General features: G+C 74.9%; 22 protein-coding genes. 11 read left to right on the top strand and 11 right to left on the bottom strand.

Going from position 1 to position 24,890, the window contains the following annotated elements; all coding sequences use genetic code 11:
* Positions 1–83: 83 nt before the first annotated feature.
* The gene (locus MF406_RS05485; RefSeq protein ID WP_242896964.1) at positions 84–329 is read right to left on the bottom strand and encodes a type II toxin-antitoxin system Phd/YefM family antitoxin; all 246 of its coding nucleotides are present in this window, start codon (positions 327–329) and stop codon (positions 84–86) included.
* 276 nt (positions 330–605) lie between these two features.
* Between MF406_RS05485 and MF406_RS05480 the strand changes: the two genes are divergently transcribed.
* Positions 606–2,216: an acyl-CoA carboxylase subunit beta gene (locus tag MF406_RS05480; protein ID WP_242896963.1), complete on the top strand. Its 1,611-nt coding sequence runs from the start codon at positions 606–608 to the stop codon at positions 2,214–2,216.
* Positions 2,213–2,701 (top strand): acyl-CoA carboxylase subunit epsilon, encoded by a 489-nt coding sequence (locus MF406_RS05475; RefSeq protein ID WP_242896962.1) that lies wholly within the window; start codon positions 2,213–2,215, stop codon positions 2,699–2,701. Before MF406_RS05480 ends, MF406_RS05475 begins: the two co-directional genes overlap by 4 nt.
* Positions 2,702–2,740: 39 nt before the next feature.
* On the opposite strand, the gene MF406_RS05470 is transcribed toward MF406_RS05475, so the two are convergent.
* The 3 genes from MF406_RS05470 to MF406_RS05460 all read right to left on the bottom strand — a co-directional run bounded on the left by MF406_RS05470 (position 2,741) and on the right by MF406_RS05460 (position 5,642).
* Positions 2,741–3,379, bottom strand: coding sequence for a DUF305 domain-containing protein (locus tag MF406_RS05470; RefSeq protein WP_242896961.1), 639 nt, complete (start codon positions 3,377–3,379; stop codon positions 2,741–2,743).
* Between the two features lie 88 nt (positions 3,380–3,467).
* The gene (locus tag MF406_RS05465; RefSeq protein WP_242896960.1) at positions 3,468–4,076 is read right to left on the bottom strand and encodes a CueP family metal-binding protein; all 609 of its coding nucleotides are present in this window, start codon (positions 4,074–4,076) and stop codon (positions 3,468–3,470) included.
* A 252-nt stretch (positions 4,077–4,328) separates the two neighbouring features.
* The gene (locus MF406_RS05460; protein WP_242896959.1) at positions 4,329–5,642 is read right to left on the bottom strand and encodes a multidrug effflux MFS transporter; all 1,314 of its coding nucleotides are present in this window, start codon (positions 5,640–5,642) and stop codon (positions 4,329–4,331) included.
* A 138-nt stretch (positions 5,643–5,780) separates the two neighbouring features.
* On the opposite strand from MF406_RS05460, the gene MF406_RS05455 reads away from it, so the two are divergent.
* From MF406_RS05455 to MF406_RS05445, 3 genes are all read left to right on the top strand, one after another.
* Positions 5,781–6,338 (top strand): ABATE domain-containing protein, encoded by a 558-nt coding sequence (locus MF406_RS05455; protein ID WP_242896958.1) that lies wholly within the window; start codon positions 5,781–5,783, stop codon positions 6,336–6,338.
* A 135-nt stretch (positions 6,339–6,473) separates the two neighbouring features.
* Entirely contained in the window at positions 6,474–7,109 is a 636-nt protein-coding gene (locus MF406_RS05450; RefSeq protein WP_242896957.1) for a M23 family metallopeptidase, read from the top strand.
* Between the two features lie 245 nt (positions 7,110–7,354).
* Positions 7,355–8,071 (top strand): class I SAM-dependent methyltransferase, encoded by a 717-nt coding sequence (locus MF406_RS05445; protein WP_242896956.1) that lies wholly within the window; start codon positions 7,355–7,357, stop codon positions 8,069–8,071.
* A 64-nt stretch (positions 8,072–8,135) separates the two neighbouring features.
* Here the strand turns inward: MF406_RS05445 and MF406_RS05440 are convergent, their stop codons facing one another.
* From MF406_RS05440 to MF406_RS05415, 6 genes are all read right to left on the bottom strand, one after another.
* Positions 8,136–9,062, bottom strand: coding sequence for a hypothetical protein (locus MF406_RS05440; RefSeq protein WP_242896955.1), 927 nt, complete (start codon positions 9,060–9,062; stop codon positions 8,136–8,138).
* A 157-nt stretch (positions 9,063–9,219) separates the two neighbouring features.
* Positions 9,220–10,515, bottom strand: a complete 1,296-nt coding sequence (locus MF406_RS05435; RefSeq protein WP_242896954.1) for a glycoside hydrolase family 36 protein — start codon at positions 10,513–10,515, stop codon at positions 9,220–9,222.
* 130 nt (positions 10,516–10,645) lie between these two features.
* A complete protein-coding gene (locus MF406_RS05430) occupies positions 10,646–11,833 on the bottom strand; it encodes an ROK family protein (RefSeq protein WP_242896953.1) in 1,188 nt (395 codons plus the stop codon).
* Positions 11,830–12,795 (bottom strand): carbohydrate ABC transporter permease, encoded by a 966-nt coding sequence (locus tag MF406_RS05425; RefSeq protein WP_242896952.1) that lies wholly within the window; start codon positions 12,793–12,795, stop codon positions 11,830–11,832. Before MF406_RS05425 ends, MF406_RS05430 begins: the two co-directional genes overlap by 4 nt.
* Positions 12,792–13,748, bottom strand: a complete 957-nt coding sequence (locus tag MF406_RS05420) for a carbohydrate ABC transporter permease (RefSeq protein WP_242896951.1) — start codon at positions 13,746–13,748, stop codon at positions 12,792–12,794. Before MF406_RS05420 ends, MF406_RS05425 begins: the two co-directional genes overlap by 4 nt.
* Positions 13,745–15,169 (bottom strand): extracellular solute-binding protein, encoded by a 1,425-nt coding sequence (locus MF406_RS05415; protein WP_242896950.1) that lies wholly within the window; start codon positions 15,167–15,169, stop codon positions 13,745–13,747. The genes MF406_RS05420 and MF406_RS05415 overlap by 4 nt, the downstream gene beginning before the upstream one ends.
* A 118-nt stretch (positions 15,170–15,287) precedes the next feature.
* Between MF406_RS05415 and MF406_RS05410 the strand changes: the two genes are divergently transcribed.
* From MF406_RS05410 to MF406_RS05395, 4 genes are read left to right on the top strand one after another with little or no spacing between them, the layout of a single operon-like run.
* Positions 15,288–16,448, top strand: coding sequence for a zinc-binding alcohol dehydrogenase (locus MF406_RS05410; protein WP_242896949.1), 1,161 nt, complete (start codon positions 15,288–15,290; stop codon positions 16,446–16,448).
* Complete coding sequence (locus tag MF406_RS05405; protein WP_242896948.1) at positions 16,445–17,914, top strand: hypothetical protein; 1,470 nt, start codon at positions 16,445–16,447, stop codon at positions 17,912–17,914. The genes MF406_RS05410 and MF406_RS05405 overlap by 4 nt, the downstream gene beginning before the upstream one ends.
* Positions 17,911–19,596 carry a DUF885 domain-containing protein gene (locus tag MF406_RS05400; protein ID WP_242896947.1) on the top strand — a complete coding sequence of 562 codons (1,686 nt, stop codon included), beginning with the start codon at positions 17,911–17,913 and terminating at the stop codon, positions 19,594–19,596. The genes MF406_RS05405 and MF406_RS05400 overlap by 4 nt, the downstream gene beginning before the upstream one ends.
* Positions 19,597–19,649: 53 nt before the next feature.
* Positions 19,650–20,438: a nucleoside triphosphate pyrophosphatase gene (locus tag MF406_RS05395; RefSeq protein ID WP_242896946.1), complete on the top strand. Its 789-nt coding sequence runs from the start codon at positions 19,650–19,652 to the stop codon at positions 20,436–20,438.
* Positions 20,439–20,480: 42 nt separating this feature from the next.
* On the opposite strand, the gene MF406_RS05390 is transcribed toward MF406_RS05395, so the two are convergent.
* Positions 20,481–21,284, bottom strand: coding sequence for a uracil-DNA glycosylase (locus tag MF406_RS05390; RefSeq protein WP_305852998.1), 804 nt, complete (start codon positions 21,282–21,284; stop codon positions 20,481–20,483).
* A gap of 775 nt (positions 21,285–22,059) precedes the next feature.
* On the opposite strand from MF406_RS05390, the gene MF406_RS05385 reads away from it, so the two are divergent.
* A complete protein-coding gene (locus MF406_RS05385; RefSeq protein WP_242896945.1) occupies positions 22,060–23,913 on the top strand; it encodes a biotin carboxylase N-terminal domain-containing protein in 1,854 nt (617 codons plus the stop codon).
* 47 nt (positions 23,914–23,960) lie between these two features.
* Entirely contained in the window at positions 23,961–24,842 is an 882-nt protein-coding gene (locus MF406_RS05380) for an NUDIX domain-containing protein (RefSeq protein WP_242896944.1), read from the top strand.
* The last annotated feature ends 48 nt before the right edge of the window (positions 24,843–24,890 follow it).

Genomic DNA, 24,890 nt, shown 5'->3' with positions numbered 1-24,890 from the left:
GAGGACCGCGACGGCGGCCGGCGACGGGCGCGGACGGTCCGGCTACCCGTCGGGCAGGCGGGCCTGCAGGGTGAGGACCAGCCTCACCGCAGCAGGTCATGCTGCTCGCGCTCGCCCGACCGCGCCTGCTCCAGGCTCTCGAGGAGCCGTCGCGCGTTCGCCGGGACCCGGAGGAGGTGGGCGGTCTCGGCCAGCGTTTCGTACTCCGCGCGGGAGATGAGCACGGCGTCCCCGCGCCGGGACGTGATCTCGACGGCGGCCGAGTCCTCGTTGACCCGCTCGATCAGCGAGAAGAGATTCTTGCGGGCCTCGCTCGCGGTGATCGCCATGGCGCGTCTCCTCTCACCTCTCGCCCTCTCCCCTACCAGCGTACGAGAAGTGGTTCCCCGCGACGTCTGGCGGCCGGGCGCTGTCACGGGCGACCGCGCGCCGTCAGGAGACCAGGCGCCGTCGGGCCGGCACCCCCCGAGGCCCGCAGACCCACCCGTGGCCGCGACCGCCGTCGTCCGACTCCGCCGCGTTGTGGGCCTCCCACAACACCCGCCCGGCGGACACGCGCGCCTTTCGCAGCGAACGGTGGGGAAGCGACAACTACGGTGGCACCCGTGACCGACTCGACCCTCGCGGCGTCCACCGCCACCACGGCCGACAAGCTGGCCGACCTCGCCGCCCGCCACGAGGCCGGCATCGCCGCGCCGGCCGCCGCGGCCGCCGAGAAGCAGCACAAGCGGGGCAAGAAGTCCGCCCGCGAGCGCATCGACGCCCTCCTCGACCCGGGGTCCTTCACCGAGCTGGACGCGCTCGCCACCCACCACTCCACCGCCTTCGGGCTGGACAAGAAGCGCCTCGCCGGCGACGGCGTCGTCACCGGGTACGGCACGATCGACGGGCGGCAGGTGTGCGTCTACGCCCAGGACTTCACCGTCTTCGGCGGCTCGCTGGGCGAGATGCACGGCCAGAAGATCACCAAGGTGATGGACCTGGCGCTGCGCACCGGGGTGCCGCTGGTGGGCATCTCCGACGGCGGCGGCGCCCGGATCCAGGAGGGCGTGGCCGCCCTGACCCAGTTCGCCGAGATCTTCCGCCGCAACGTCGCCGCGTCCGGGGTGATCCCGCAGATCTCCCTCATCCTCGGCCCGTCCGCCGGCGGGGCGGTCTACTCCCCCGCGCTGACCGACTTCGTCGTCATGGTCGAGGGCACCTCGAACATGTTCATCACCGGCCCGGACGTCATCAAGGCCGTCACCGGGGAGGACGTCGGCTTCGAGGAGCTCGGCGGCGCCGCCACGCACAACCAGCGCTCGGGCGTCGCGCACTACCAGGCCGCCGACGAGGACGACGCGCTGGACTACGTCCGCGCCCTGCTGTCCTACCTGCCCTCGAACAACCTCTCCGAGCCGCCGGCCTGGCCGGTGGGGCAGGACGAGACCGCGGCCCTGGCCGTGACCGACGCCGACCGGGAGCTCGACACGCTGGTCCCGGACTCGGACAACCAGCCCTACGACATGGCCGCCGTCGTCGAGCACGTCCTGGACGACGGCGAGATGCTGGAGGTCCAGGCCGGCTACGCCCCCAACATCATCACCGCCTTCGGGCACGTGGAGGGCCGGCCGGTGGGGGTGGTGGCCAACCAGCCGCGGCAGATGGCCGGCACCCTCGACATCAACGCCGCCGAGAAGGCGGCCCGGTTCGTGCGCACCTGCGACGCGTTCAACGTCCCGGTCCTCACCTTCGTCGACGTCCCGGGATTCCTGCCGGGCACCGACCAGGAGTGGAACGGCATCATCCGCCGCGGTGCCAAGCTCATCTACGCCTACGCCGAGGCCACCGTCCCGCTCGTCACGCTGATCACCCGCAAGGCCTACGGCGGCGCCTACATCGTGATGGGCTCCAAGCAGCTCGGCGCCGACGTCAACCTGGCCTGGCCCACCGCGCAGGTGGCGGTGATGGGCGCCGCCGGGGCCGTCAACATCCTCCAGCGGCGCCGGCTGCAGCAGGTGGCCGACGACGGCGGGGACGTCGAGGCCGAGCGGGCCCGGCTGGTGGCCGAGTACGAGGAGGCCCTCGTCAACCCGTGGGAGGCGGCCGAGCGGGGGTTCGTCGACGCCGTCATCGAGCCGGCGCAGACCCGCTCCCAGATCGTGCGGGCGCTGCGCGCGCTGCGGACCAAGCGGGCGGCCGGGCCGGCCAAGAAGCACGGGAACATCCCGCTGTGAGCGCCGCCCCGATCGACGAGACGAGCCGGTCGGCCGGTGGGGAACCGGCGGGCCGGGGGCGCCGCACCGTCGGTCCGGCCGGTGGTGGCGACGGCGTCGTGGACCTGGCCGGCGGGGACGACGACCTGGACACGACCCCCGGGGACGAGGGCGTGGACGCTCCAGGGGACGGCGGCGTGGGCCCGGCCGGCTCGGACGACGGCGCGGACCCGGCCGACGGCGACGACGCGGTGGTCCGTGCGCTGCTGACCGCCGTCGGCGGCTCCACGGCCGACGGCGTGCCGGCCGTGCAGGTGGTCCGCGGCGCCCCCGACGAGGTCGAGCTCGCCGCCCTGGTGGCCGGGATCGTGGCCCACCGGGCCGCTAACGGGCGATCCGCCGACGCCGGTCGCCAGCCGACCAGCGCGTGGGGCGACCGCGCCCGTCAGCTCGGAGCCATCCCGGCGCCCGGGCCCGCCGCATGGCTGTGGAGCGCGCGGCGCTGAGGCGAGCTGCGAGGCCGTGACGCCGACGGGGCCGGCGTCCTAGAGGCCCTGGCGGATCTCTTCCATCTCGGCGATCTCGGCGGTCTGGTCGTCGATGATCTGCTGGGCGAGCTCGAGTGCCTGGGGGTTCTCGCCCTGGTCGAGCTCCGTCTCGGCCATGCTGACCGCCCCCTCGTGGTGAGCGGTCATCAGCTCGAGGAACCGCCGGTCGAAATCGGTGCCAGACAGCGATTCCAGCTCCTCCATCGCCTCGGCCTGGCTCATGCCGTCCATGTCCATCCCGCCGTGGTCCATGTGCCCGGTGGGGTCCGCCGACGTGTCCTCGCCCCACACCTCGAGCCAGGACGTCATCTCCTCGATCTCGGGGCCTTGCGCGGCGGAGATGTCGGAGGCGAGGGTGCGCACCTCCTCGGCGGTTGCCCGCTCCACGGCCAGGTCGGCCATCTCGATGGCGCCCTGGTGATGGACGATCATCATCTGCGCGAACATCGTGTCGTCGTCGTTGTGCGCCTCGTCGACCTCAGCAGCCGACGAGCCGGGGGTGGGCGTGGCCGTCTCTGCGGTGGTGGTCGTCTCCGGCTCGGGGGTGGTCTCGTCGGAGCCGCTGCCGCAGGCGGCCAGGGTGATGACGAGGAGGCCGGCACCGGCCAGGGCGGTGAGGCGGGCGGCGATCTTCATGCAGTCCTCCTTGGTGGGGTCTGGGGCGACCTCGAGTGATCTCCTCCGGGAGACCTCGAGCGATCAAGTCTGGGACGACCTCCGATGGTCAGGCGAGCTGGAGGGTGGTGACGCAGGTCGCGCCCTCGTCGGTCGTCGAGAAGTCCGTCACCCCGGTGAGCCCGTCGTGGCTGACCTCGATGGTGCCTTCGACCTCGCGAGGCAGCCAGAGGCCGACGAAGCCGTTGTCGAAGGTCGTCGCCTGTTCCTCGACGAGCACCTCCCCGGTCGCATCGTCGACAATCCGCACCTGGACCTCCTCGCCGGAGAGCTCACCAGTGCAGGTGGTCAGGCTGTGGTAGAAGCACTCGTGCGTCTGGTTCACGTAGGGCGCGATCGAGAGGTAGTGACGGTCGCCGGGGATCTCCAGCGCCAGGTCCTGCTCGCCGTCGGAGAGCAGCAGCTCGTCCGGGCGGACCGAGGCCATGAGGTCGCTCGGCCGCTCGTCGACGGCGAGCCGGTCCAGCCGCTCGATGATCTCCGGGGCTTCCATGCCGGCGAGGTCGTGCTCGGCGAGGAGCTCCGCGTCCGCCTCGGCAGCAGGAGGTTCCGCGCCGGGCCCGGCCGGCGCCTGACCCGCGCCCGGCTCCGCCGACGAGCAGCCGGCCAGGATCATCGTCAGGGCTGCAGCGGCAGCGGCGGTAGGCAGTCGTCTCACGTTCGTCTCCGGTCGTTGGGTCCGTCCTAGCCACCCGCCCCGCGGAGGGACGTCCGCCGCCGGGCTCCCTCGGGTTGTTCCCTCCGGGTTCCCGTCTCGGCACCACAACCCTGACGCGGCGGTGCCGCCGCGCGCTGGGCCCTTCGACCCAGCGCGGCCGACGGCAGGGACGCCCGCGCCGGTCATGACGCTGAGCCTGTGCCGGGAGCAGGGCACGTGGGTAGCGGATGTCCGCGGCCAAGGCCACCTAGATCACGGCTCACTGGTGCCCGAGGTCGGGCTCCCTCCGCTCGTTGCGCCGCTCATCGGTGGAGTGGCTGACGGCGGCACGTCGTGGGAGCCCGGGCCGCGGTGGATGCCGCGGGCGCCACCTCGACGGGCGCCGCGGAGAGTGGCCAGCGCTGCGGCCACGGTCACCGCGGCCGTCGTCGTCAGCATGCCGGCCACGGTGGTGGCGTCGTGGATCCCGATCGTCCCGGCGACCGGCGAGACCAGTCCCGAGGCGGTGAAGACCGCGAACCCGTACAGGGACGAGGCGGTGCCCGAGCGGTCGCCGTGCTCGCCCACCGCCATCGCGCCGGCGCACGGGAAGCAGCCGCCGCACGCGGCCACGAACAGCCAGAGCCCGACGAGCAGGCCGGGCAGCCCGGCCACCGCCTCGAGCGGGCGCAGCGCGAGCGCGGCCAGCAGCGCGGCGGCGGCGAAGCCGGCGAGCACCACGGGCACGCGGCGCCGCCGGGTCAGCCAGCCGCTGAGCTGGACGCCCACGACCAGCCCGAGCGAGTTGGTGAGGAACACGAGCCCGTACTCCCGCGGGGACAGCCCGTGCACGCCCTGCAGCAGGATGGGAGAGGCCGCGACGTAGGCGTACACCCCGGCGGAGACGGCAGCGCCGGCCACCGCGGCCCGCCGGAACTCCGGCTCGCCCAGGACCCCGCGCAGCCGCGCCCGGAGGCCGTCACGGGACCGGTGCTCGCGGGGCCGACGGCCGTTCGTCTCGGGCACCGAGCGCCAGGTCGCCACCAGCAGCAGGACCGACGCCGCCGCCAGCACCGTGAAGATGCCGCGCCAGCCCACCCGCGGGAGGAGCTCGGCACCGGCCACCGGCGCGAGCAACGGGGCCACCGTGGTCACCACGGTGACGCGGGCGACGAGCTGGGTCAGGCGGTCGCCGTCGGAGACGTCGCGGACGATCGCGAGCACCAGGACGGACCCGCCGGCGGCCCCCACCCCCTGCGCGACCCGCAGCGCCGTCAGGGCAGCGACCGACGGCGCGAACGCGCACCCGAGCGTGGCCGCGACGTGCAGCGCGCACGCCAGCAGCAGGGGGAGCCGACGCCCGACCCGGTCGCTCCACGCCCCGAGGCACAGCTCGCCGAGCGCCAGCCCGAGCGTCATGCCCGCGAGCGTGCCCTGCGCCGCCCCGGCGCCCACCCCGAGGTCGCGCTGCAGCGCGGGCAGGGCGGGCACGTACAGGTCGATTGACACCGGGCCGAGCGCCGTCAGCAGTCCCAGGACCAGGAGCTGCCGGGCGGACGGTCCGGCGGCGGGGACTCGGGGGATCATCGTCGACTCCTCACACCGGCAAAACACCTTTGGTGGTGTTACTTCGCCCACCGTGGCACCCGTCCGCACACCAGTCAAGGTGTTACGCTGGTGTGAGGACGACGGCGACCTCTCCGTGGCGAGGGAAGGTGATCGGCGATGACCGAGCCCGCGGTGCCGCCCGGCGCGCTGCTCGTGCGCGACTTCGTGAACACCCGCGAGCCGCAGACCGGTGGCGAGGAGCTGACGACGCCCGAGGCGCTGCGCGACTGGTTCGCGGCACGCGGCCTGGCCGACCCCGACGCGCCCGTCGACGATCGGGACCTCGCGGACGCGCTCGCGGTGCGGGAGGGGCTGCGCCAGGCGCTGCTCGTGCACGCCGGGCACGACGCCGACCCCCAGGCGCTCGCCGATCTCGACCGCCGGCTGGCCGCCGTCCCGCTCCGGCTCTCCCTGGCGGACGGCTCCGCCCGGCTCCGTCCGACACGGCCCCGGGTGCTCGACCTGGCCGTGGCGGCGGTCGCCGACGCCGTGCTGGCGGCCGCCGAGGACGGCAGCTGGCCCCGCCTCAAGGTGTGCGCGCGAGACACCTGCCGCTGGGCCTTCTACGACGGGTCCCGGAACCAGGCGCGCCGCTGGTGCTCGATGGCCGGGTGCGGCAACTACGTCAAGATGCAGCGCGTGGCGGCCGCCCGACGGCGTCGCGCTGCCGGGTAGCCCCGACGGCAAGGTAGGCCACAGGCATTCGTCGTCCGTTATCGTCGAGGGCCGATCGAGGGTGATGGAAGAATGAGAGCGCGGGAACACGCACTCGTTCCCGTTCACGGGCTTGCATTGGGTTGGAGGAACCGAATGGCGACTCCCGTCGACCTGGCGTACCCGTTCGGTGGCCGCTGGCTCGTCCAGAACAGCCCTGCCGACCGGGTGCCCAGCCACGGCACGACCCTGTTCGCCACGTCCTACGCGATCGACTTCGTGCCCGTCGGCGACACCGGCCGCGCGGCGCCGATCACATTCGGCTCGCTCGTACCCCCGGAACCACCCGAGAAGTTCACCGGCTTCGGCCGCCCGATCCTGACACCCGTCGCGGGAATCGTCGTTGCTGTGCACGACGCCGAGGCCGACCATCCGGCGTATCGCGGGTTGCCCTCGATCAGCTATGCCGTGACCCAGCACCGGCGAGCCGCCGCCGGGTGGGTCGCTCTCGCCGGTAATCATGTGCTCATCGAGCACGCCGGTGTCGTGGTCGCCCTCTGCCACCTCCAGCACGCCAGCGTCGAGGTCCGGGCCGGGCAATACGTGCAGGCCGGCGACGCGCTCGGCCGCTGCGGAAACTCCGGCAACAGCACCGAACCCCACCTCCACGTCCAGGCAATCGACGACAGCAGCGTCGACCACGCCAGGGCCGTACCCGTCACGTTCTGCGGATCACTGCCGCGCAACGGCGAGGTTGTCACCGTGACTGACCGGCGAGGCGAAGTGGGCTGAACCCGCGCAGATGGGGGCACCTCTGCTCCCCTACGGGTCCCTGCCACTGCATAGTAGCGGGTCAGGGACGCGCTGCGGGCTCCGGTCGCCGCAACGGCGGCGACCGCGCGCTCGGGTTTGAGGCGGCCGGTTCATGCCTAGCGCTGGGCCCTGCGGCCAGATTCTCGTGCCCTGCTCAGTTCATTCGGTAGCGTGGCCGTATGTCAGCCAGAGAAGAGTCTCGGGACTCGGCAGACCGTAGCGAGGTGAACGACTACGACAAGTTAGCCGAAGCGTATTCGGCGGAGAGCGAGAACAGCCTCGTGAATGCGCACTACGAACGGCCTCCGGTGCTGGCCCTGGCCGGCGACGTCACCGGCCACCGCATCCTGGACGCCGGCTGCGGCTCTGGGCCGCTGATGGCGGCGCTACGCGACCGCGGCGCCGTCGTCACCGGGATCGACAGGAGCACCGGGATGCTGGCCCTGGCCAGGCGGCGGCTCGGCGAGGACGTGGACCTGCACGTCGTCGACCTGCGCGACCCGCTGCCGTTCGACGACGGTGCGTTCGATGACGTGACCGCGTCGCTCGTCCTGCACTACCTGGAGGACTGGGGGCCACCCCTGGCCGAGCTGCGGCGGGTGCTCCGGCCTGGCGGTCGACTGATCGCGTCGGTGGACCACCCCTTCGTGGCCTACACGATCCAGGGCCCTCGGCCAGACTACTTCGCGACCACCGGCTACAGCTTCGACTGGGAGCTCGATGGGCAGACCGTCCCGATGAAGTTCTGGCGCAGGTCATTGCACGCGATGCTCGCTGAATTCACCGCCGCCGGTTTCCGCCTCTCGGTCATCAGCGAGCCACAGCCCGACCCGGCCGCACGCAACCTGTTCCCCGACGGCTTCGATGACCTCTCGACCCGGCCAACCTTCTTGTTCTTCGTCGTCGAGGTGCCGCCGTCGACGATCGGACCGACCGAATAGCTCGGCGCAGCGACCACCGTGCCGACCCTTGCTGCCGGGGCACCCCCGAGCAGCATGTGTCAGTTCAATGACGAACTCGCTTCCTGCCCTCCGGGGCGGCGATCCGGAATCCCCACGACGCGGTGCTGGAAGTCAGCGGCTCACCCCGCGCGACCGGCGCCGGGTAGAAGAGCATCACCACCACGACGACGGCCCTCCCTGGCGCGGGCAGCGACACGGTCCAACCACCCTTGCCGCTTCGGGAGCTCTCCAGAAACTCCGAGACGCCCCACTTGGTCTCCGTGGGGGTGCCGACCGGGATGCCCTGCTCGTCGACGTCGGAGTGGTAGGCGATGATCGTCGCGGTGGGGACGGTAGCGCCGCTGATCCTCATGGCTATGGGCTTGTCTCGGGGCAGGCGCAGCACCGGGAGCCGCTCGGCCAAGCGCTGCTCGGCCGCGGCGGTGGCCGGCGCATCGACCACCTGCTCGCCCTGCGCGGTGCTCCAGACCGACCCGAGCAGTGGGAGCTGCTGCCCGCCGGCGGAGACGGTTGGTGGTTCGGCGGGTGGCGCACCTGTGTCGGACACCAGGAGCGCCGCCGACCCGGGCCGCTGTCGGGAGAGATCCAGCGGTTCTAGCCGCAGCGGGGCGTGCGCGGGTACGCCGACCCGCTCGGTGATGACTGCCTCACCGAGCGCGCGACGCTGCCGTGCCCTGGCCATCAGCACGACCGTCGTGCCGGCAGAGACGCTCGCCCAGGCCTCCGGCGCCATCGGGTGGATGAGGATCTCCGCGCGCTGACCCGGCAGGACGCTGCGGGTGCCGACGAGGTCGATCGGGCCGCTCTCGATCTCCGGCGTGCCTGCGTCCCGGTCCAGGCACCATCCGGCGTGGTAGCCGGCCTGCAGCGGCCGCGTCTTGCCGGCACGCTCCGGCGGCCACAGGTCCAGGACGGCCCGGAACACGCCGTCGTGCCCGATCACGCGTCGCCAGCCGACCGGTTCTGTCATCGTGCGCGGGAGCCTGCCAGGGCCTCTCGACAACGGTCAACCGCCCCCCGGGCTACCAGAACGGCCGGCGTGCGCATCGGGGCGACGTGGGACGGGCCGGGGTAAATCAGGATCCGGCCGTCCGCCCGTCGGAACCGGGCAGTCAGGACCCGGACAGTCAGAACGGACGCGGCGGCGGGGCGGAGGCGAGCAGCCGCCGGGTGGCGGACAGCCCCCAGTCGTCGAGCTCGGCGATCCGGTCCGAGCACGAGCGCAGGCCGCCGTAGCGCTCGACCACCGCCGCCCACTCCGCCCGCGGCGCGAAGGACGGACGGGCCACCAGGCAGTCGGGGTCGTTGACCCACAGCCGGCCGTGCTGCCAGGCGCGGGCCCGTGCGCCCGGCGCGCCGCGCAGGCCGCGCGAGCCGTCCTGGCCCTCGGGGTGGAAGGTGTCCGGCGAGACGCGCATGGCGTCGACCAGACCCACGCTGGGCAGGATCGGTGCGCCGCAGCCGACGAGGTAGGCGTCCGGGCCGACGGCGCCCCGGACGAGCTCCAGGCCGGAGCGGTAAGCCTCCACCGGGCTGACCGGGGCGTGGCGGTCGCCGGGCACGGCGCCGGCGTAGAGGAAGTCGAGCTTGTAGTAGCTGAAGCCGGCCTCCCGGAGGGTGGTGAACACCTCCGTCAGGTAGGCGCGGGCGCCCGGGTGGGTCAGGTCCAGCCCGGCCAGCTGCTGCCCCCAGTTGGTCCCGCCGTCGCCGACCAGCCAGTCCGGATGGTCCCGGGCGAGGCGGCTGGCGGACCCGACGGTGAAGGGCGCGAGCCAGATCCCGGCACGCAGGCCGGCGTCACGGATCCGGGCCGCCAGCCCGTCGAGGGAGGCGAACCGCCCGGACAGGGTGGTCCAGTCCCCGATCCCGGCCTGCCAGCCGTCGTCGACCTGGATCACGTCGACCGGCAGCTCCTGCTCGACGACGGCGCGGACGTTCTCCATGATGTCCGCCTCGGTGACGTCGAGGAAGTAGCGGTACCAGGAGCACCACACGGTGGGTGCGGGCCGCAGGGCCCCGACCCCGGCGGCCGCGGCGAACCGGTCGCCGAACCCGGCCAGCCCGGCGGCGCCGTCGGCGGCCTCATCGGTGAGGACCGGGCCGTCGCTGCTCACCACCAGGCGGCTCCCCCGCAGCTCGGCGCGGATCGTGGGCACCTCGGTGGTCGCCGTCTCGGCGCCGTAGATCCGCGCCGGGACGCCGGTGCCGGGGTCGACCACCAGCAGCCCGGAGCCCTGGAACCCGTGGGGCGGCAGCTCGCTGCCCGGGCGGAACCGCATGAGGTGCTGCCACCGCTCCCGCGGCCGGGGCGAGGTCTGGGCGGCGGGGTACCAGCCGGTCGGGCTCCAGCTCTGCCACCCCTCCTCGTACACGCGCGCCCGGTCCGGGTCGACGTCGACGGCGTCCACGGGGCCGAAGGTCATCCGCTGCTCCTGCTCTCTGGGCTGGTTCTGGTCGCTGCGCAGGTGGTGTGCTTCCCGGGAGTACGCTGCCGGGCGCTCGTTTCCCGGCGCGCCGGGCCGCCGACCGGGCGGTCGCTCGGCGTCGGCCACCTCACGCGCCGGTCCGGCTCTGCGCCAGCCGTTCGTTGACGGCGGCGGGGTCGAAGACCAGGTCCACCACGGTGCGGGTCATCCCGATCAGGGCCGCGTCCTGGCCGAGCCCGGACAGGACGACGTGGAGGTGGCGGGTGGCCCGGGGCAGCGAGCGGGCGTAGAGGGTCTCCCGCACCCCGCCGAGCAGCGCGGTGGAGGCCAGGTCGCCGCCCAGGACGAGGAGGTCGGGGTTGACCACGCTCACCACGGTGGCGGCGACCTCCCCGATGAGCCGGCCGGCCGCGCGGGTCAGGCGCTCGGCGTCGGGGTTGCCGTCGGCGAGCAGGGCGCGCACGTCCCGCCCGGAGGTGGCCGGCAGCCCGCGGGCGGTGAGCTCGCGGGCCACCGCCCACCCGCTGGCCACCGCTGCCAGGCAGCCGCGGGCCCCGCACCGGCACAGCGCGTCGGGGTGGTCCGCCAGCCGGACGTGCCCGATGTCCCCCGCGCCGCCGTCGACGCCGCGGAAGAGCCGGCCGTCCAGGACCAGGCCGGCGCCGATGCCGGTGGAGACCTTCAGCAGGGCCAGGGCGGCGCTCTCCGGATGGTGGGCGGAGAACTCTCCCACCGCCATCGCGTTCGCGTCGTTCTCCGCGACGGCCGGCACGCCGAGGGCGTCGGCCAGGTGGTCGGCCACCGGGTAGGCGTCCCAGCCGGGCATGATCGGCGGCTCGCTGGGCCGGCCGGTGGCCGGGTCGACCGGCCCGGGCAGGGACAGCCCCGCCCCGTGCAGCGGCAGCCCGGCGACGGCGTCGGCGGCGAGGAGCTGGCGGGCGGAGGCGACGATCGCGTCCAGGGTGTCCCGCGGCCCGGCCTGCACGCTCACCGCCGGCTCGGCCCGGGCGAGCACCCGGCCGGCCAGGTCGGTCACCGCGGTCCGGCTGCCGGTGGTCTCCAGCGCACCGACGACGACGACGCCGTTGCCGGGGTTGAACTCCAGCCCCCGGGGCCGGCGGCCGCCGGTGCTGTCCTGGGGGTCGGTCTCCCGGACCAGGCCCTCGGCCAGCAGCGGCGCCAGCCGCTGGCCGACGGTCATCCGGGACAGGCCGGTGGCGGCCTGGATCTCGGCGCGGGTGCGGCCGCCCTGGCGCCGGATGAGGTCCAGCAGCTCACCGGGCCCGGCGGGCGGCCGCGGGGCCACGGCGGTCATCCCTTGTCGGCCCCGCTGGTCAGCCCCTCGGTCAGGCCGCGCTCGGCGAGCGCGTAGAGGACGACCACCGGGACGGTCAGCAGGACGGAGCCGGCCATCAGGACGGTCTTGGAGACCTCGATGCCGTCGGCCAGCTGGGACAGGCCGAGGGAGACGGTCCACAGGTCGCGCTGGGTGACGAGGAAGAGCAGGGCGAAGAGGAACTCGTTCCAGGCGATCATGAAGATCCACAGCGCGGTGGAGATGATCGTCGGCCGCGCGAGCGGGATGGTGATGTGCCGCATGATCTGCATCCGCGACGCGCCGTCGATCCGGGCGGCCTCGTCGATCGAGGCCGGGATGGTGTCGAAGTAGGACCGCAGCAGGTAGATGGACACCGGGATGGTCAGGGCGATGTAGACCAGGACCAGCCCGACCAGCGACTCCCGGATCCCCAGCGCGGAGAACCCGACGAACAGCGGGATGGCGATGATGATCGCCGGGAAGAGGTAGACGGCGAGGAAGACCGCGCCGAGCTGGGCCCGGCCGGGGAAGCGCAGCCGGGAGACGGCGTAGGCGCCGGGGATCACCAGGATCAGGGTCAGGATCGTGGCGGCGGCGGAGACCAGGAAGGAGTTGGCCATGAACCGGGCGAAGCCCTGACCGCCCTGGCTCAGCGGCCGCAGCACGTTCTGGTAGGTGCCCAGGGTCAGGCTCTCCAGCGGCGGCAGCAGCATGCCCGGGTCGAGCAGGAGCTCCTGGATGGGCACGAAGCTCATCATGAGCATGTAGTAGAAGGGGAACAGGGTGATCACCACGAGCACCGCGATGGTCACCCACCGGAGCACCCGCAGCACCCGCTGCTCGACGACGAGGCGGCGCATGCCCCTGGTCCCGGCCCCGCGGTCCCGGCTCGGGGGCTCGCGCAGGACGTCCGCCGGCGCCTCGCGCCGCACGGTCTCGGTCTGGTCCGCCCGGCTCATGACCGCGCCTCCGCCCGGTTGGTCATCCTGAGGTAGAAGCCCAGGAAGACGGCCAGCACCACGGCCAGCACCACCGCCGTCGCCGCGGCGCCGGAGATGTCGAAGCTGCCCATGAGCTGGTTGTACACGCGCACCGCCGCCACCTCGGTGCCCGCGGCACCGCCGGTGAGGAGGTAGATGTCGTCGAACTTGTTGAACGTCATGATCAGCCTGAGCACGGTCAGCAGCGCGATGGTGGACATCAGCTGGGGCAGCACGATGTGCCGGAAGTTCTGGGTGGGGGTGACGCCGTCGACCAGCGCGGCCTCCTCGATGTCCCGTGGCAGCGCGACCAGCCGGGCGGCGAGGAACAGGAACGCGAACGGGAAGTACCGCCAGATCTCGAAGGCGATCACCGTGGCCAGCGCGTAGGGCGCCCGGCCGAGGAAGTCCACCGGCTGGTCCAGGCCGAGGAGCCGGACCCCGTAGTGGTTGAGGATCCCGTACTGCGGGTTGAGCATCACCTGCCAGACGAATGCCACGGCCACCACCGGGGCGACGTAGGGCAGCAGCATCAGCGCCCGCATCGGGCCGCGCCCGCGGAACGGGTTGCGGAACGCGAGGGCGGCGACCAGCCCGACGACGATGGACCCCACGGTGGAGACCACCGAGTAGATCACCGTGGTGCGCAGGGAGGACCAGAACCCGGCGCCGGTGAGGACGTCGGCGATGTTCTGCAGGCTCAGCTCCCCGCCGAACGGTCCTTCCCGGGCGATGGAGGTGAAGGACTTGTCCTGGAAGGCCAGCACGACGTTCCAGACCACCGGCACGATGATGAGCGCGACGACGATGATCGTCGTCGGCCCGACGAGGATCCACCCCTCCCGCGCCTCCTGGGCCCGGCTGGCGGAGGAGCGGCGCGGCTCGGGGCGCCCGCGGCGGGTGGTGCCCGCGGGCGCCGAGGTGGCGGTCACTGCTGCCTCTGCAGCATCTCGGTGGCGGCGTCGGCGGCCTGCTCGGCGGCCTGGTCCGGGCTCAGGCTGCCGGCCGTCATGTCGCTGATCGCGCCGGCCAGCGGCAGCTCGGCGGTGAAGGAGCCGAGCAGCGGGCCCTGGCCCTGGGGCAGCGCCCAGCGGTCGATGGTCTCCCCCACGGAGGTGAGGATGTCCAGGGTCTGCTCGTCGTAGAAGTCGCTGAGCGGGGCCCGGGTGTCCACCCCGGCGTCCAGGTCGGCCCAGGCGTCGGTGAAGGCGGACGGGTTGTCCTGGTCCCCGGTCCGCATCGGGAACTTCCCCTCCGGGGCCATCGCCAGCCAGTCGGTGTAGCCGGTGGACATCATGTACTCGATGAACGCCTGGGCGCCCTCGGGGTTGTCGCCGTTGATGGCCACCCAGTTGGCGATCTCCCCGTAGCTGCCGGCGTCCTCGCCGTCCGGGCCCTCGATCGTGGTGACGACGCCGCTGTTCTGGGCGAGCCAGGCCGGGTCGGCGGCGCACTCGGGGCAGGTGGGCAGTGCGTCGTTCCGCAGCCCGGCCATCTCGTCGAGGATGTAGGTGGACCACATGACCATCGCTGCCTGGCCGGCGAAGTACGCCGCGCGGGTGGAGTCCACCGTCTGGGTGCCGGCCGGGGAGAGGTCGGAGCCGAGGGCGTCGTAGAGCCGGAAGGTCTCCTGGCAGGCGTCGTCGGCGAGGGTGACCTCCGGGGTGTCGTCCACGAGCTGGCAGCCGTTGCCCAGGGCGAGGGCCTCGAAGGACTGCTGGGTGAACACGTCGGAGGCGTCGGTGGCGATGGTGATCCCGAACTGCCCGCCGGTGGTCAGCGCCTGCGCCGCCTCCTCCAGCGCCGCGTAGGTGGTCGGCGGCTCGAGCCCGGCGGCCTCGAAGAGGTCCTTGCGGTAGACCAGGATCTGGCTCCAGCCGTCGGAGGGGATGGAGAGCTGGTCCTCGCCCTGGCGGGTCAGCTCCAGCGCCGCCGGGTCGAAGGTGTCCTCGCCGAGGGTGTCCAGGACCGCCTGGGTGGTCTCGGTGTCGACCATGTCCAGGGAGGCCATCTGGTGCACCAGGGCCAGCGGGAAGGACGCCATCACGTCGGGCAGGTCCCCGGACAATGCGTTGGACTGGATCAGCTGGGGCGCCTGCGCATCCTCGATCCCGACCAGGTCGACCTTGACCCCGGTCTCCTCGGTGAACGCCGCGGCGATCTCCTGGGTGGCCTGGAAGCGGTCCGGCAGGGACTCCATGGTCCAGACGGTGATGGTGCCGCCCGCCTCGCCGCCGCCGTCGGCTGTGCCGCCGTCGTCCCCCTCGCCGCCGCCGGAGCAGGCGGCCAGGACGACGGCGACCCCCGCGACCGCGGCGGGCAGCACGAGGGTGCGGCCGCGACGATGAGACATGTGGAGCTCCTCTCTGAGCGGATCTTTGGCCCAAGCGTAAGGCACGATCCGTCTAAGTGGTATACATAAGGGTAACGCTTCGGCAACTCCGGCGCCGGGGCCACGGCTGAGGAGGGTCATGGTAGGCGTCCTGCGGTTCGCACGCCCGCGCGAGGTGGAGGTGGTGCAGCCGCCGCCGGAGCCGCTGCGGCCCGGCACCGTCCGGGTGCGGACCATCGTCTCGGGGATCTCCGCAGGCACCGAGCTCACCGCCTACCGCGGCACCAACCCCTACCTCAACGCCACCTGGGACCCGCGGCTGCGCCTGTTCCGCGAGCGCGGGGACGCCCCGCCCGGCTACCCCCTGGACGGCTGGGGCTACTCCGAGGTCGGCGAGGTGGTCGAGGTCGCCGACGACGTGGCCGAGGCGGCCGCGCGGGCCGGCCGGGTGCCCGGGGAGCCCGCGCCGGACGGGCTCGCCGGGCGCGCGGCCGGTGCGCAGGCGACCGGCGGAGGGGGCGCCGACGGGCAGGTGCCGGGACCGCCGCAGCCGGTCGCCGTCGGCGACGTCGTCTGGGGCATCTGGGGGCACCGCACCGAGGCCGTGCTCGACGCCGCCGCCCTCGCCGGGCACCAGCTGCCGCCCGGGCTGGACCCGGTGGTCGGGTGCTTCGTGCGGGTCGGGGCCATCGCGCTCAACGCCGTGCTGGCCGCGCACGCCGCGCTCGGGACCACTGTCGTCGTCGTCGGGCAGGGCGTCATCGGGCTGCTCGCCACCCGGCTCGCCGTGCTCAGCGGCGCCACCGTCGTCGCCGTCGACGCCCTGCCCCGCCGCCGGGAGGAGGCCGCCGCCCTGGGCGCCCACCACGTCCTGTCCCCGCACCCCGACCTGCCGGTGCAGGTCCGCGACCGCACCGCCACCACCGGCGCCGACGCCGCGATCGAGCTGAGCGGGACCTACCCGGGCCTGCAGTCCGCCACCCGGCTGGTGGGTCCGGACGGGATCGTCGTGGCCGCCGGCTTCTACCAGGGCGCGGGCTCGCTGCGCCTCGGCGAGGAGTTCCACCACAACCGCGTCCAGGTCCTGGCCTCCCAGATCGGCTCGGTGCCCACCGCGCTGCGCGCGCGGTGGGACGTCGCCCGCCTGCAGCGGACGGTGGTCCGGCTGCTCGCCGCCGGCGACCCGGACGTCTCCGCCCTGGTGACCCACCGGTTCCCCCTCGCCGAGGCGGCCCGGGCCTACGAGATGCTCGACACGGCGGGCGGTGACGCCCTCCAGGTCGTCCTGGACATGCGATGAGCGGCGGGGCCGCGCCCCTGGGCCGCGGGGCGGGGGCGGGACGCCGTCCGGGCCACGGCGTGGGCGTGGGCGCGGCGGGCCGGGGCCGGGACGTGGTCGCAGCCGCGGGCCCCGACGCGTCGCCCGAGGGCGGGCCGCTGCCCCACGGCGGCCCGCTGCCCGACGGCGGCCCGCTGCCGGACGCCGCGCAGACCCGGGCGGCGGCCGTGGCGGTGCTGGACCGCAACTGGGTGGGCACCCACACGGTGCCGGCCACCGGCCTCTACCCGCACCAGTGGAGCTGGGACTCGGCGTTCATCGCGCTCGGGCTGCGCCACCACCGGCCGCTGCGGGCCCAGACCGAGCTCGAGCACCTGCTCGCGGCGCAGTGGGCGGACGGGCGGGTCCCGCAGATCGTCTACACCGGACCGCCCGACGGGTACTCCCCCGGGGCGGCCTTCTGGCGCTCCGCCGACGTGCCCGGCACCCCGCCGGTGCCCACCGCCGGGTTCGTCCAGCCCCCGGTGCACGCGCTCGCGGTCTGGCGGGTCCACCAGGCCGACCCGGCGCTGTCGGCCCGGCGCGGCTTCCTCGAGCGGGCCTACCCGCGTCTGCTCGCCTGGCACGAGTACCTCCGCGGGCGGCGGGACCGCGGCGGGCGGGGCCTGGCCGCCGTCGTCCACCCCTGGGAGACCGGCATGGACAACTCCCCGCTGTGGGACGCGGCCCTGGCCCGGGTGCCGGCGACGCCGGCCGGGCGGGTGCCCCGGCCGGACCTGGCGCACGCCCACGCCGCCGAGCGGCCCACCGACAAGGACTACGGGCGGTACTTCTGGCTCGCCGAGCGCTACCGCGACCACGGCTGCGACGACCGCGACCCCGGCTACCCCTTCCTGATGGAGGACCCCGGGGTGAACGCGCTGTGGGCCTGGTCGGAGGAGGCGCTGGCCGAGATGGCCGACGCGCTGGGCGCCGAACCCGGCCCGCACCGGCGCCGGGCCGCCGAGCTCACCGCCTCCCTCGCCGGCCTGTTCCACCCCGGCCTGGGCCTGTACACCGCCCGCGACGTGCGGACCGGGGAGCTGGTGCCGCGGGCCACGGTCGCCGGGCTGGTGCCGCTGGTCCTGCCCGCGGCGCCGCACGGGGAGGAGGTGCTGGCCGCCGCCCTCGGGCCCCGGTTCCTCGGCAGCGGCGCCCGCCTCGTGCCCAGCTACGACGCCACCGCCGCGGACCTGGACGCCGACCGGTACTGGCGCGGGCCGGGCTGGTTCAACACCACCTGGCTGCTGGTCCAGGCCCTGCTCCGGCGCGGGCAGCGGGCCACCGCCGACGCCCTGGCCGGGCAGATGCGCCGGCTGGCGCTGGCCCACGGCTTCCCGGAGTACTGCCAACCGTGGACCGGGGCGCCGCACGGCACCCGGAGCTTCAGCTGGACCGCCGCCCTCGTGCTCGACCTGGTGGCCGCCGGGCTACCCTCGGGCGGGTGACCCAGGACCGGACCCCCACACCCACCGACGCCGTCGCCGACGCCCACGTCTACCGCAGCATCGCGCTGGACCCGCTGGAGGCCACGGCCCTCGGCCTGCCCGGCCACGACGACCAGATGCCCGACCTCTCCCCCGCCGGGCACGCCGCCCGCGCCGACCTCGACCGCGCCACCCTGGCCGAGCTGGGCGCCGTCGCCCCGGCCGACGACGTCGACCGGGTCACCCACGCGGCCATGCGCGAGCGCCTGGGCGTGCAGCTCGAGCTGGCCGAGGCCGGGGAGCTGCAGCGCGAGCTCAACGTCATCTCCTCCCCGGTGCAGGCCGTCCGGGAGGTCTTCGACCTGATGCCCACCGCCACCACGGCGGACTGGGCGACGATCGCCCGGCGCCTGGCCGCGGTCCCCGCCGCACTGGCCGGCTACCAGGAGTCCCTGCGCGCCGCCCGGGACGCCGGCCAGGTGGCGGCGCTGCGGCAGGTCGAGGCGTGCATCCGGCAGGCCACCGAGCTGGCCGACGCCGGGTCGTCCTTCTTCACCACCTTCGTCACCGGAGCCCGGCCGGACGGCGCGGCCCCGCCGGCGGCGCTCGCGTCCTCCCTCGAGGCCGGCGCCCGGGCGGCCCGAGAGGCCTACGCGAACCTGGCCGGCATGCTCGGCGCCGAGCTCGCCCCGCACGCCCCGCAGGTGGACGCCGTCGGCCGGGACCGCTACGCGCTGTGGTCGCGGTACTTCCTGGGCGCCGCCGTCGACCTGGACGAGACCTACGAGTGGGGCCTGGCCGAGCTCGACCGGGTCATCGCCGAGCAGGAGGAGGTCGCCGCGGAGCTGTACGGGCCGGGCACGGACCCGACCGAGGCGATGGCCCGGCTGGACGCGGACACCGACCGGATGCTGCACGGCACCGAGGCGCTGCGGGAGTGGATGCAGGCCACCTCCGACGCCGCCGTCGCCGGGCTGGCCGACCAGTTCGACATCCCCGAGCCGGTGCGGCGCCTGGAGTGCCTCATCGCTCCCACCCAGTCCGGCGGGATCTACTACACCGGGCCGTCCGCCGACTTCTCCCGGCCGGGCCGGATGTGGTGGTCGGTGCCGGCGGGGGTGACCGAGTTCGCCACCTGGCGGGAGCGGACCACCGTCTACCACGAGGGCGTGCCCGGCCACCACCTGCAGGTCGGGCAGACGACGTACCGGTCGAACCTGCTCAACCTGTGGCGGCGCATGGCGTCCTGGGTGAGCGGGCACGGCGAGGGCTGGGCGCTGTACGCCGAGCGGCTGATGGCCGACCTGGGGTACCTCGCCGACCCGGGCGACCGGATGGGCATGCTCGACGGGCAGCGGATGCGCGCCGCACGGGTCGTGCTGGACATCGGGGTGCACCTGGACAAGCCGGCCCCGGAGCGGTGGGGCGGGGGGACCTGGGACGCCGCCAGGGCGTGGGACTTCCTGCGGGCCAACGCCAACATGGCCGAGGGCTTCCTCGCCTTCGAGCTCGACCGGTACCTGGGCTGGCCGGCGCAGGCGCCCAGCTACAAGGTGGGCCAGCGGCTGTGGGAGGAGATCCGCACCGACGCCGCCGCCCAGGCCCGGGCCCGCGGGACGGACCTGGACCTGCGGGCCTTCCACCGGCGTGCCCTGGACGTCGGGTCGGTCGGGCTCGATGTGCTGCGGGAGGCGCTGGCCTGACGGGGGCGGCGGGATGACTGGCGGCCCGGGCGGGCGCGCATAGCCTTGCGGCTGTGCCGACCCTGCTGCTCGCGTCCGCCTCCCCCGCCCGGCTCGGCACGCTCCGCGCGGCCGGGATCGAGCCGCTCGTCGCCGTCTCGGCCGTGGACGAGCCGGCCGTGCTGGCGGCCGCGGCCGCCGACGCCGCCGCCGCTGGGCGCGGCCCGGTGCCCGCGGCGGAGCAGGTGCTCCTCCTGGCCCGGGCCAAGGCCCGCGACGTCGCCGCCCACGCCCCGCTCGCGGCCACCGCCGACCTGGTCCTGGGCTGCGACTCGATGCTCGAGATCGACCCGGGGACGGGGCCGGTCGTCGTCGGCAAGCCCCGGGACGCCGCCGACGCCGTCGCCCGGTGGCGGGCCATGCGCGGCCGGTCCGGGGTGCTGCACACCGGCCACTGGCTGCTCCGGGCCGGTGGGGACGGCGCTGGTGAGGGTGCCCTCGAGCGGCCCGGCGGGGCGGCGGGCCCGCTGCCCGGCGGCGCCGACGACGGGGGTGCCTCGAGCGACGTGGACTCCACCTCCTCCACGGAGGCGGACCGCACCGCCGCGACAGAAGTGGGCGCCACCTCCTCCACCGTCGTCCACTTCGCCGACCTCAGCGACGCCGAGATCGCCGACTACGTCGCCACCGGCGAGCCGCTGGCGGTCGCCGGCGCGTTCACCGTGGACGGGCTCGGCGGCCCCTTCGTCACCGGCATCGAGGGCGACTACCACGGCGTCGTCGGCCTGAGCCTGCCGCTGCTGCGCGAGCTGCTCGCCCGGCTCGCCGTCGCCATCACCGACCTCTGGGCGCCGCGCCGCTGACGGCTGCCCGGGGGCAGGACTGGCCACCGGCGGCCGGCGTCCTCACAGGCGGGCGATCACCGCGTCGAGCATCTCCTCGGTGAGCTTGCCGGTGAAGGTGTTCTGCTGGCTGACGTGGTAGCTCCCCACCAGGCGGACGGTGCGCTCCGCACCGGTGGTCAGCACGGTCTCCGCGCCGTGCCCGAAGCGGGGCTTGGGCCGTGGCACGGCCCAGCCCAGACGCCGGGCCGCGGCCAGCGCGGCGTCCCAGCCGATGGCACCGAGGGCGAGCATCGACCGCAGGCTCGGCGCGGCCAGCTCCAGGTCCCGGTCCAGCCAGTGGCCGCAGGTGCGGCGTTCGTCCGGGCTGGGCTTGTTCGCCGGCGGGGCGCACCGGACCGCGGCCACGATCCGCGCCCCGGTCAGCTCGAGCCCGTCGCCGCTGGCCCAGCTCTCCGGCTGGCTGGCGTAGCCGGCCCGGTGCAGGGCCGCGTAGATCCAGTCCCCGCTGCGGTCTCCGGTGAACATCCGCCCGGTGCGGTTGGTGCCGTTGGCCGCCGGGGCGAGCCCGACGACGAGCACCGCGGGGTGCGGGTCGCCGAAGCCCGGGCCGGGGCGCCCCCAGTAGGGCTGGTCGGCGAAGGCCGCCCGCCGTCCGGTGACCGCCACCTGCTCGCGCCAGGCGACCAGCCGGGGGCAGGCCCGGCAGACCGAGACCCGGGCGTCGAGCTCGGGGATGTCCGGCGCGTCGGCGGCGAGTGCGTCGACCGCCGCCTCCGTGGTGGCGACCGGGGTGGCCGGGGTGGCCGGGTCACCGGGCCAGCCGGTGCCGGGCGGGACCGGGGAGGAGAAGAGCTGGCCGGTGATCGGGTGCGGGGCCGGGGCGGCGGCGCTGCTTGGCGGAGCCGGCGCGACGCTCGCTGACGGCCGGCCGCCCGGCCCGGACTCTGCGCCCTGCGACGGCCGGCTGCCACCCGCCTGGTCGGCGCCCGGCACAGGCCGGCCGCTCCCTGGCGAGCCGGGGTCGCGGGGAGCGGGAGGCGTGCGCACCCGCCCATCGTGCCGGATCACCGCCGGCCAGCTGCTCACGGTGCTGGCTGTGCAAGAAGTAACACAATCGCTCGGTGAGCTCGGTCGGATGCGACGGGATCTCGCGGAAATCCGCTTGTGCAACCGCCGGCCGGCCGGGGATTGTGTTACTTCTTGCACGCCGGGCGGGGCCGGAGGGCCGACGGATGGGCCGCGCGCGCCGATGGCGTGGCCGTCTCTCGGTCCGCCGACCGATCGAGATGTCCCGGCTCCACCGCTCCGCCGCGAGGTCGGCCTGCCGGTGACCGGCGCGGCGCCGGCCCTCGGTGTGTCGACCCCCGTCGACCAGCCAGATCACTTTGTGGACCTGCTACCACCCGATCGCGGAGAGGCGGCGAGATCGTCCCGACAGATATGTGGGCATCGCACAACCCTCGCCACCCACCGTTGGCGGGTTGGTCGAACTTGCCGGCGCACCCGGCGCGGAAGTGGGACCGGCGCCGCTGCCACGGCTAACGTGGGCCGGTCAGCTGCGCGGCGCCCCGCCCGGACCTCGGGGTCGGGCGTCGGCCACAGCAGCACACCGGTCGGGCGGACCCCATCAGGAGGGCACATGAGGAGCACCGCGAGCCACCCGGCGCCGACCCCGGCGCCCCGCCGGCTCAGCACGGTGCTCATCGCCAACCGCGGCGAGATCGCCGTCCGGGTCGCCCGCGCCTGCGCCGACGCCGGCCTGCGCAGCGTCGCCGTCTACGCCGACCCCGACCGCGACGCCCTGCACGTCAAGCTCTGCGACGAGGCCTACGCCCTGCACGGCGTGCGGGCGGCGGAGACCTACCTCGACGTCGGCAAGATCCTCGACGTCGCCCGCCGCTCGGGCGCCGACGCCGTCCACCCCGGCTACGGCTTCCTCTCCGAGGACGCCGGGTTCGCCCGCGCCGTCATCGAGGCGGGCCTAGTGTGGGTCGGGCCGCCGCCGTCGGCGATCGAGGCCCTCGGCGACAAGGTCACCGCCCGGCACATCGCCCAGCAGGTCGGCGCCCCGCTGGTGCCCGGCACCGCCGAGCCAGTGACCGGCGTCGCCGAGATCCTCGACTTCGCCGACACCTACGGCCTGCCGGTCGCGATCAAGGCCGCCTACGGCGGCGGGGGCCGCGGCCTGAAGGTCGCCCGCAGCCGGGCGGAGATCCCGGACCTGTTCGACTCGGCGGTCCGCGAGGCCACCGCCGCGTTCGGCCGCGGGGAGTGCTTCGTCGAGCGGTTCCTCGACCACCCCCGGCACGTAGAGACCCAGTGCCTGGCCGACGCCGCCGGCACGGTCGTCGTCGTCTCCACCCGGGACTGCTCCCTCCAGCGCCGCCACCAGAAGCTGGTCGAGGAGGCCCCCGCCCCCTTCCTCACCGCCGACCAGGAGGAGCAGCTGGTCACCGCCTCCAAGGCGATCCTGGCCGCGGCCGGGTACGTGGGGGCCGGGACCTGCGAGTTCCTCATCGGCGCGGACGGCACCATCTCCTTCCTCGAGGTCAACACCCGGCTCCAGGTGGAGCACCCGGTCAGCGAGGAGGTCTCCGGGATCGATCTCGTCCGCGAGCAGCTCCGGCTGGCCGCCGGGGAGGAGCTCGGCTACGACACCGTCACCCCCCGCGGGCACTCCCTGGAGCTGCGGATCAACGGGGAGGACCCGGCGGCCGGCTTCCTGCCCGCGCCCGGCACCATCACCGCGCTGACCTGGCCGTCCGGGCCAGGCGTCCGGGTCGACTCCGGCGTCGTCGCCGGCGACACCGTCTCCGGCGCCTTCGACTCCCTGCTGGCCAAGCTCGTCGTCACCGGCGCCACCCGCGCCGAGGCGATCCAGCGGGCCCGCCGCGCCCTGCGCGAGACCCAGGTCGCCGGGCTGCCCACCGTGCTGCCGTTCCACGCCGCGGTGCTCGAGGAGCCCGACTTCGTCGCGGCCGACGGCGCCGGCTCCTTCCGCGTGCACACCACCTGGATCGAGACCGACTACGCCGAGCGGCTGCGCACGCTGCCCAGCACCCGGCCGGCCACGCCCGCGCCCGCGCCGGCGGCGCCGAAGCCGGCCGAGGCCACCGAGCGCGTGGTCGTGGAGGTCGGCGGCAAGCGGCTGGAGGTCGTGCTGCCGGCCGGCCTGGGCATCGGGGCGGGCCTGCGCGGCGGCGGGCGCCGGCCGCTGCGCCGCGCGGGGGGCCGGGCGGTGGCCGCCGGCTCGGCCAACGGCAAGGCCCTCACCTCCCCCATGCAGGGCACAATCGTGAAGGTCGCGGTGGACGACGGCGCCGTCGTGGCCGCCGGGGACCTCGTCGTGGTCCTGGAGGCGATGAAGATGGAGCAGCCGCTCCTCGCGCACCGCGCGGGCCGGGTCACCGCGATCCGGGCGGCGGTGGGCCAGAACGTGGCGACCGGCGCGGTCATCTGCGAGATCGAGCCGGTGGACGACGGCGCCCGGTAGCGCCGACGACGGCCCGCGCGGCCGACCCGGTGTGCCAGGCTGGCGCGGTGACCGCCGACCGCCCGCCCGACGCCCGACCGCAGCGCGAGCCCGGCGACGGCTGGGTGGCCTGCGCGTGCGGGGAGCAGCACTGGGGCCTGGTCGGCGCGGCCGGGCTGCTGCTGCGGCGGCGGGGTGACGACGGCGTGGAGCTGGTGCTGCAGCACCGCGCCCTGTGGTCCCACCACGGCGGCACCTGGGGACTGCCGGGCGGGGCGCTGCACCTGGGCGAACGGCCGACGGACGGCGCGGTCCGCGAGGCGATGGAGGAGGCCGGCGTCGAGCCGGAGACGATCCGGGTGCGGGCCGACCGGGCGCTGGTCCACCCGGACTGGTCCTACACCACGGTGCTCGCCGAGGCGGTCGCGCCCTGGGAGCCGCGGGTGACGGACCGGGAGAGCCTGCAGGTGCGCTGGGTTCCGCTGCGCGACCTTGGCTCCTACCAGCTCCTGCCCGCCTTCGCCGACGCCCTGCCCGAGCTGCGGCAGATGCTCCGCCGCCTGGTCCTCGTCGTCGACGCCGCCAACGTGGTCGGGTCCCGGCCGGACGGCTGGTGGAAGGACCGGGCCGGGGCGACGGCCCGGCTCCGGGACCACCTCGCGGGCCTGGCCACCGCGGGGCTGGCGGCCGAGGACCTGGGCCTGCCGGGCCGGCGCTGGTACCCCGAGATCGTCCTGGTCACCGAGGGCGCCGCCCGTACGGTCCAGCCGGCCGGCGGGGTGCAGGTGCGGGCCGCCGACGGCGCCGGGGACGACGCCATCGTCCGGGCCGCCCGGGCCGCGGCGCAGGACGGCACCGTGGTCGCCGTCGCCACCGCCGACCGCGAGCTTCAGGGCCGGGTCCGCGCCGTCGGCGCCCACCCGGTGCCGCCCCGGCTCGTCCGGAACTGACCCGGTCGCGGGACGGCGGCGAGACCCCGGCCCGGCGGCCGTAGGCTG

Origin of the sequence: Georgenia sp. TF02-10 (assembly GCF_022759505.1) — a bacterium.
GTDB lineage: Bacteria > Actinomycetota > Actinomycetes > Actinomycetales > Actinomycetaceae > TF02-10.
Note: the sequence above shows the minus strand (reverse complement) of the source record. Positions and strands in the feature narration are given on the sequence as shown.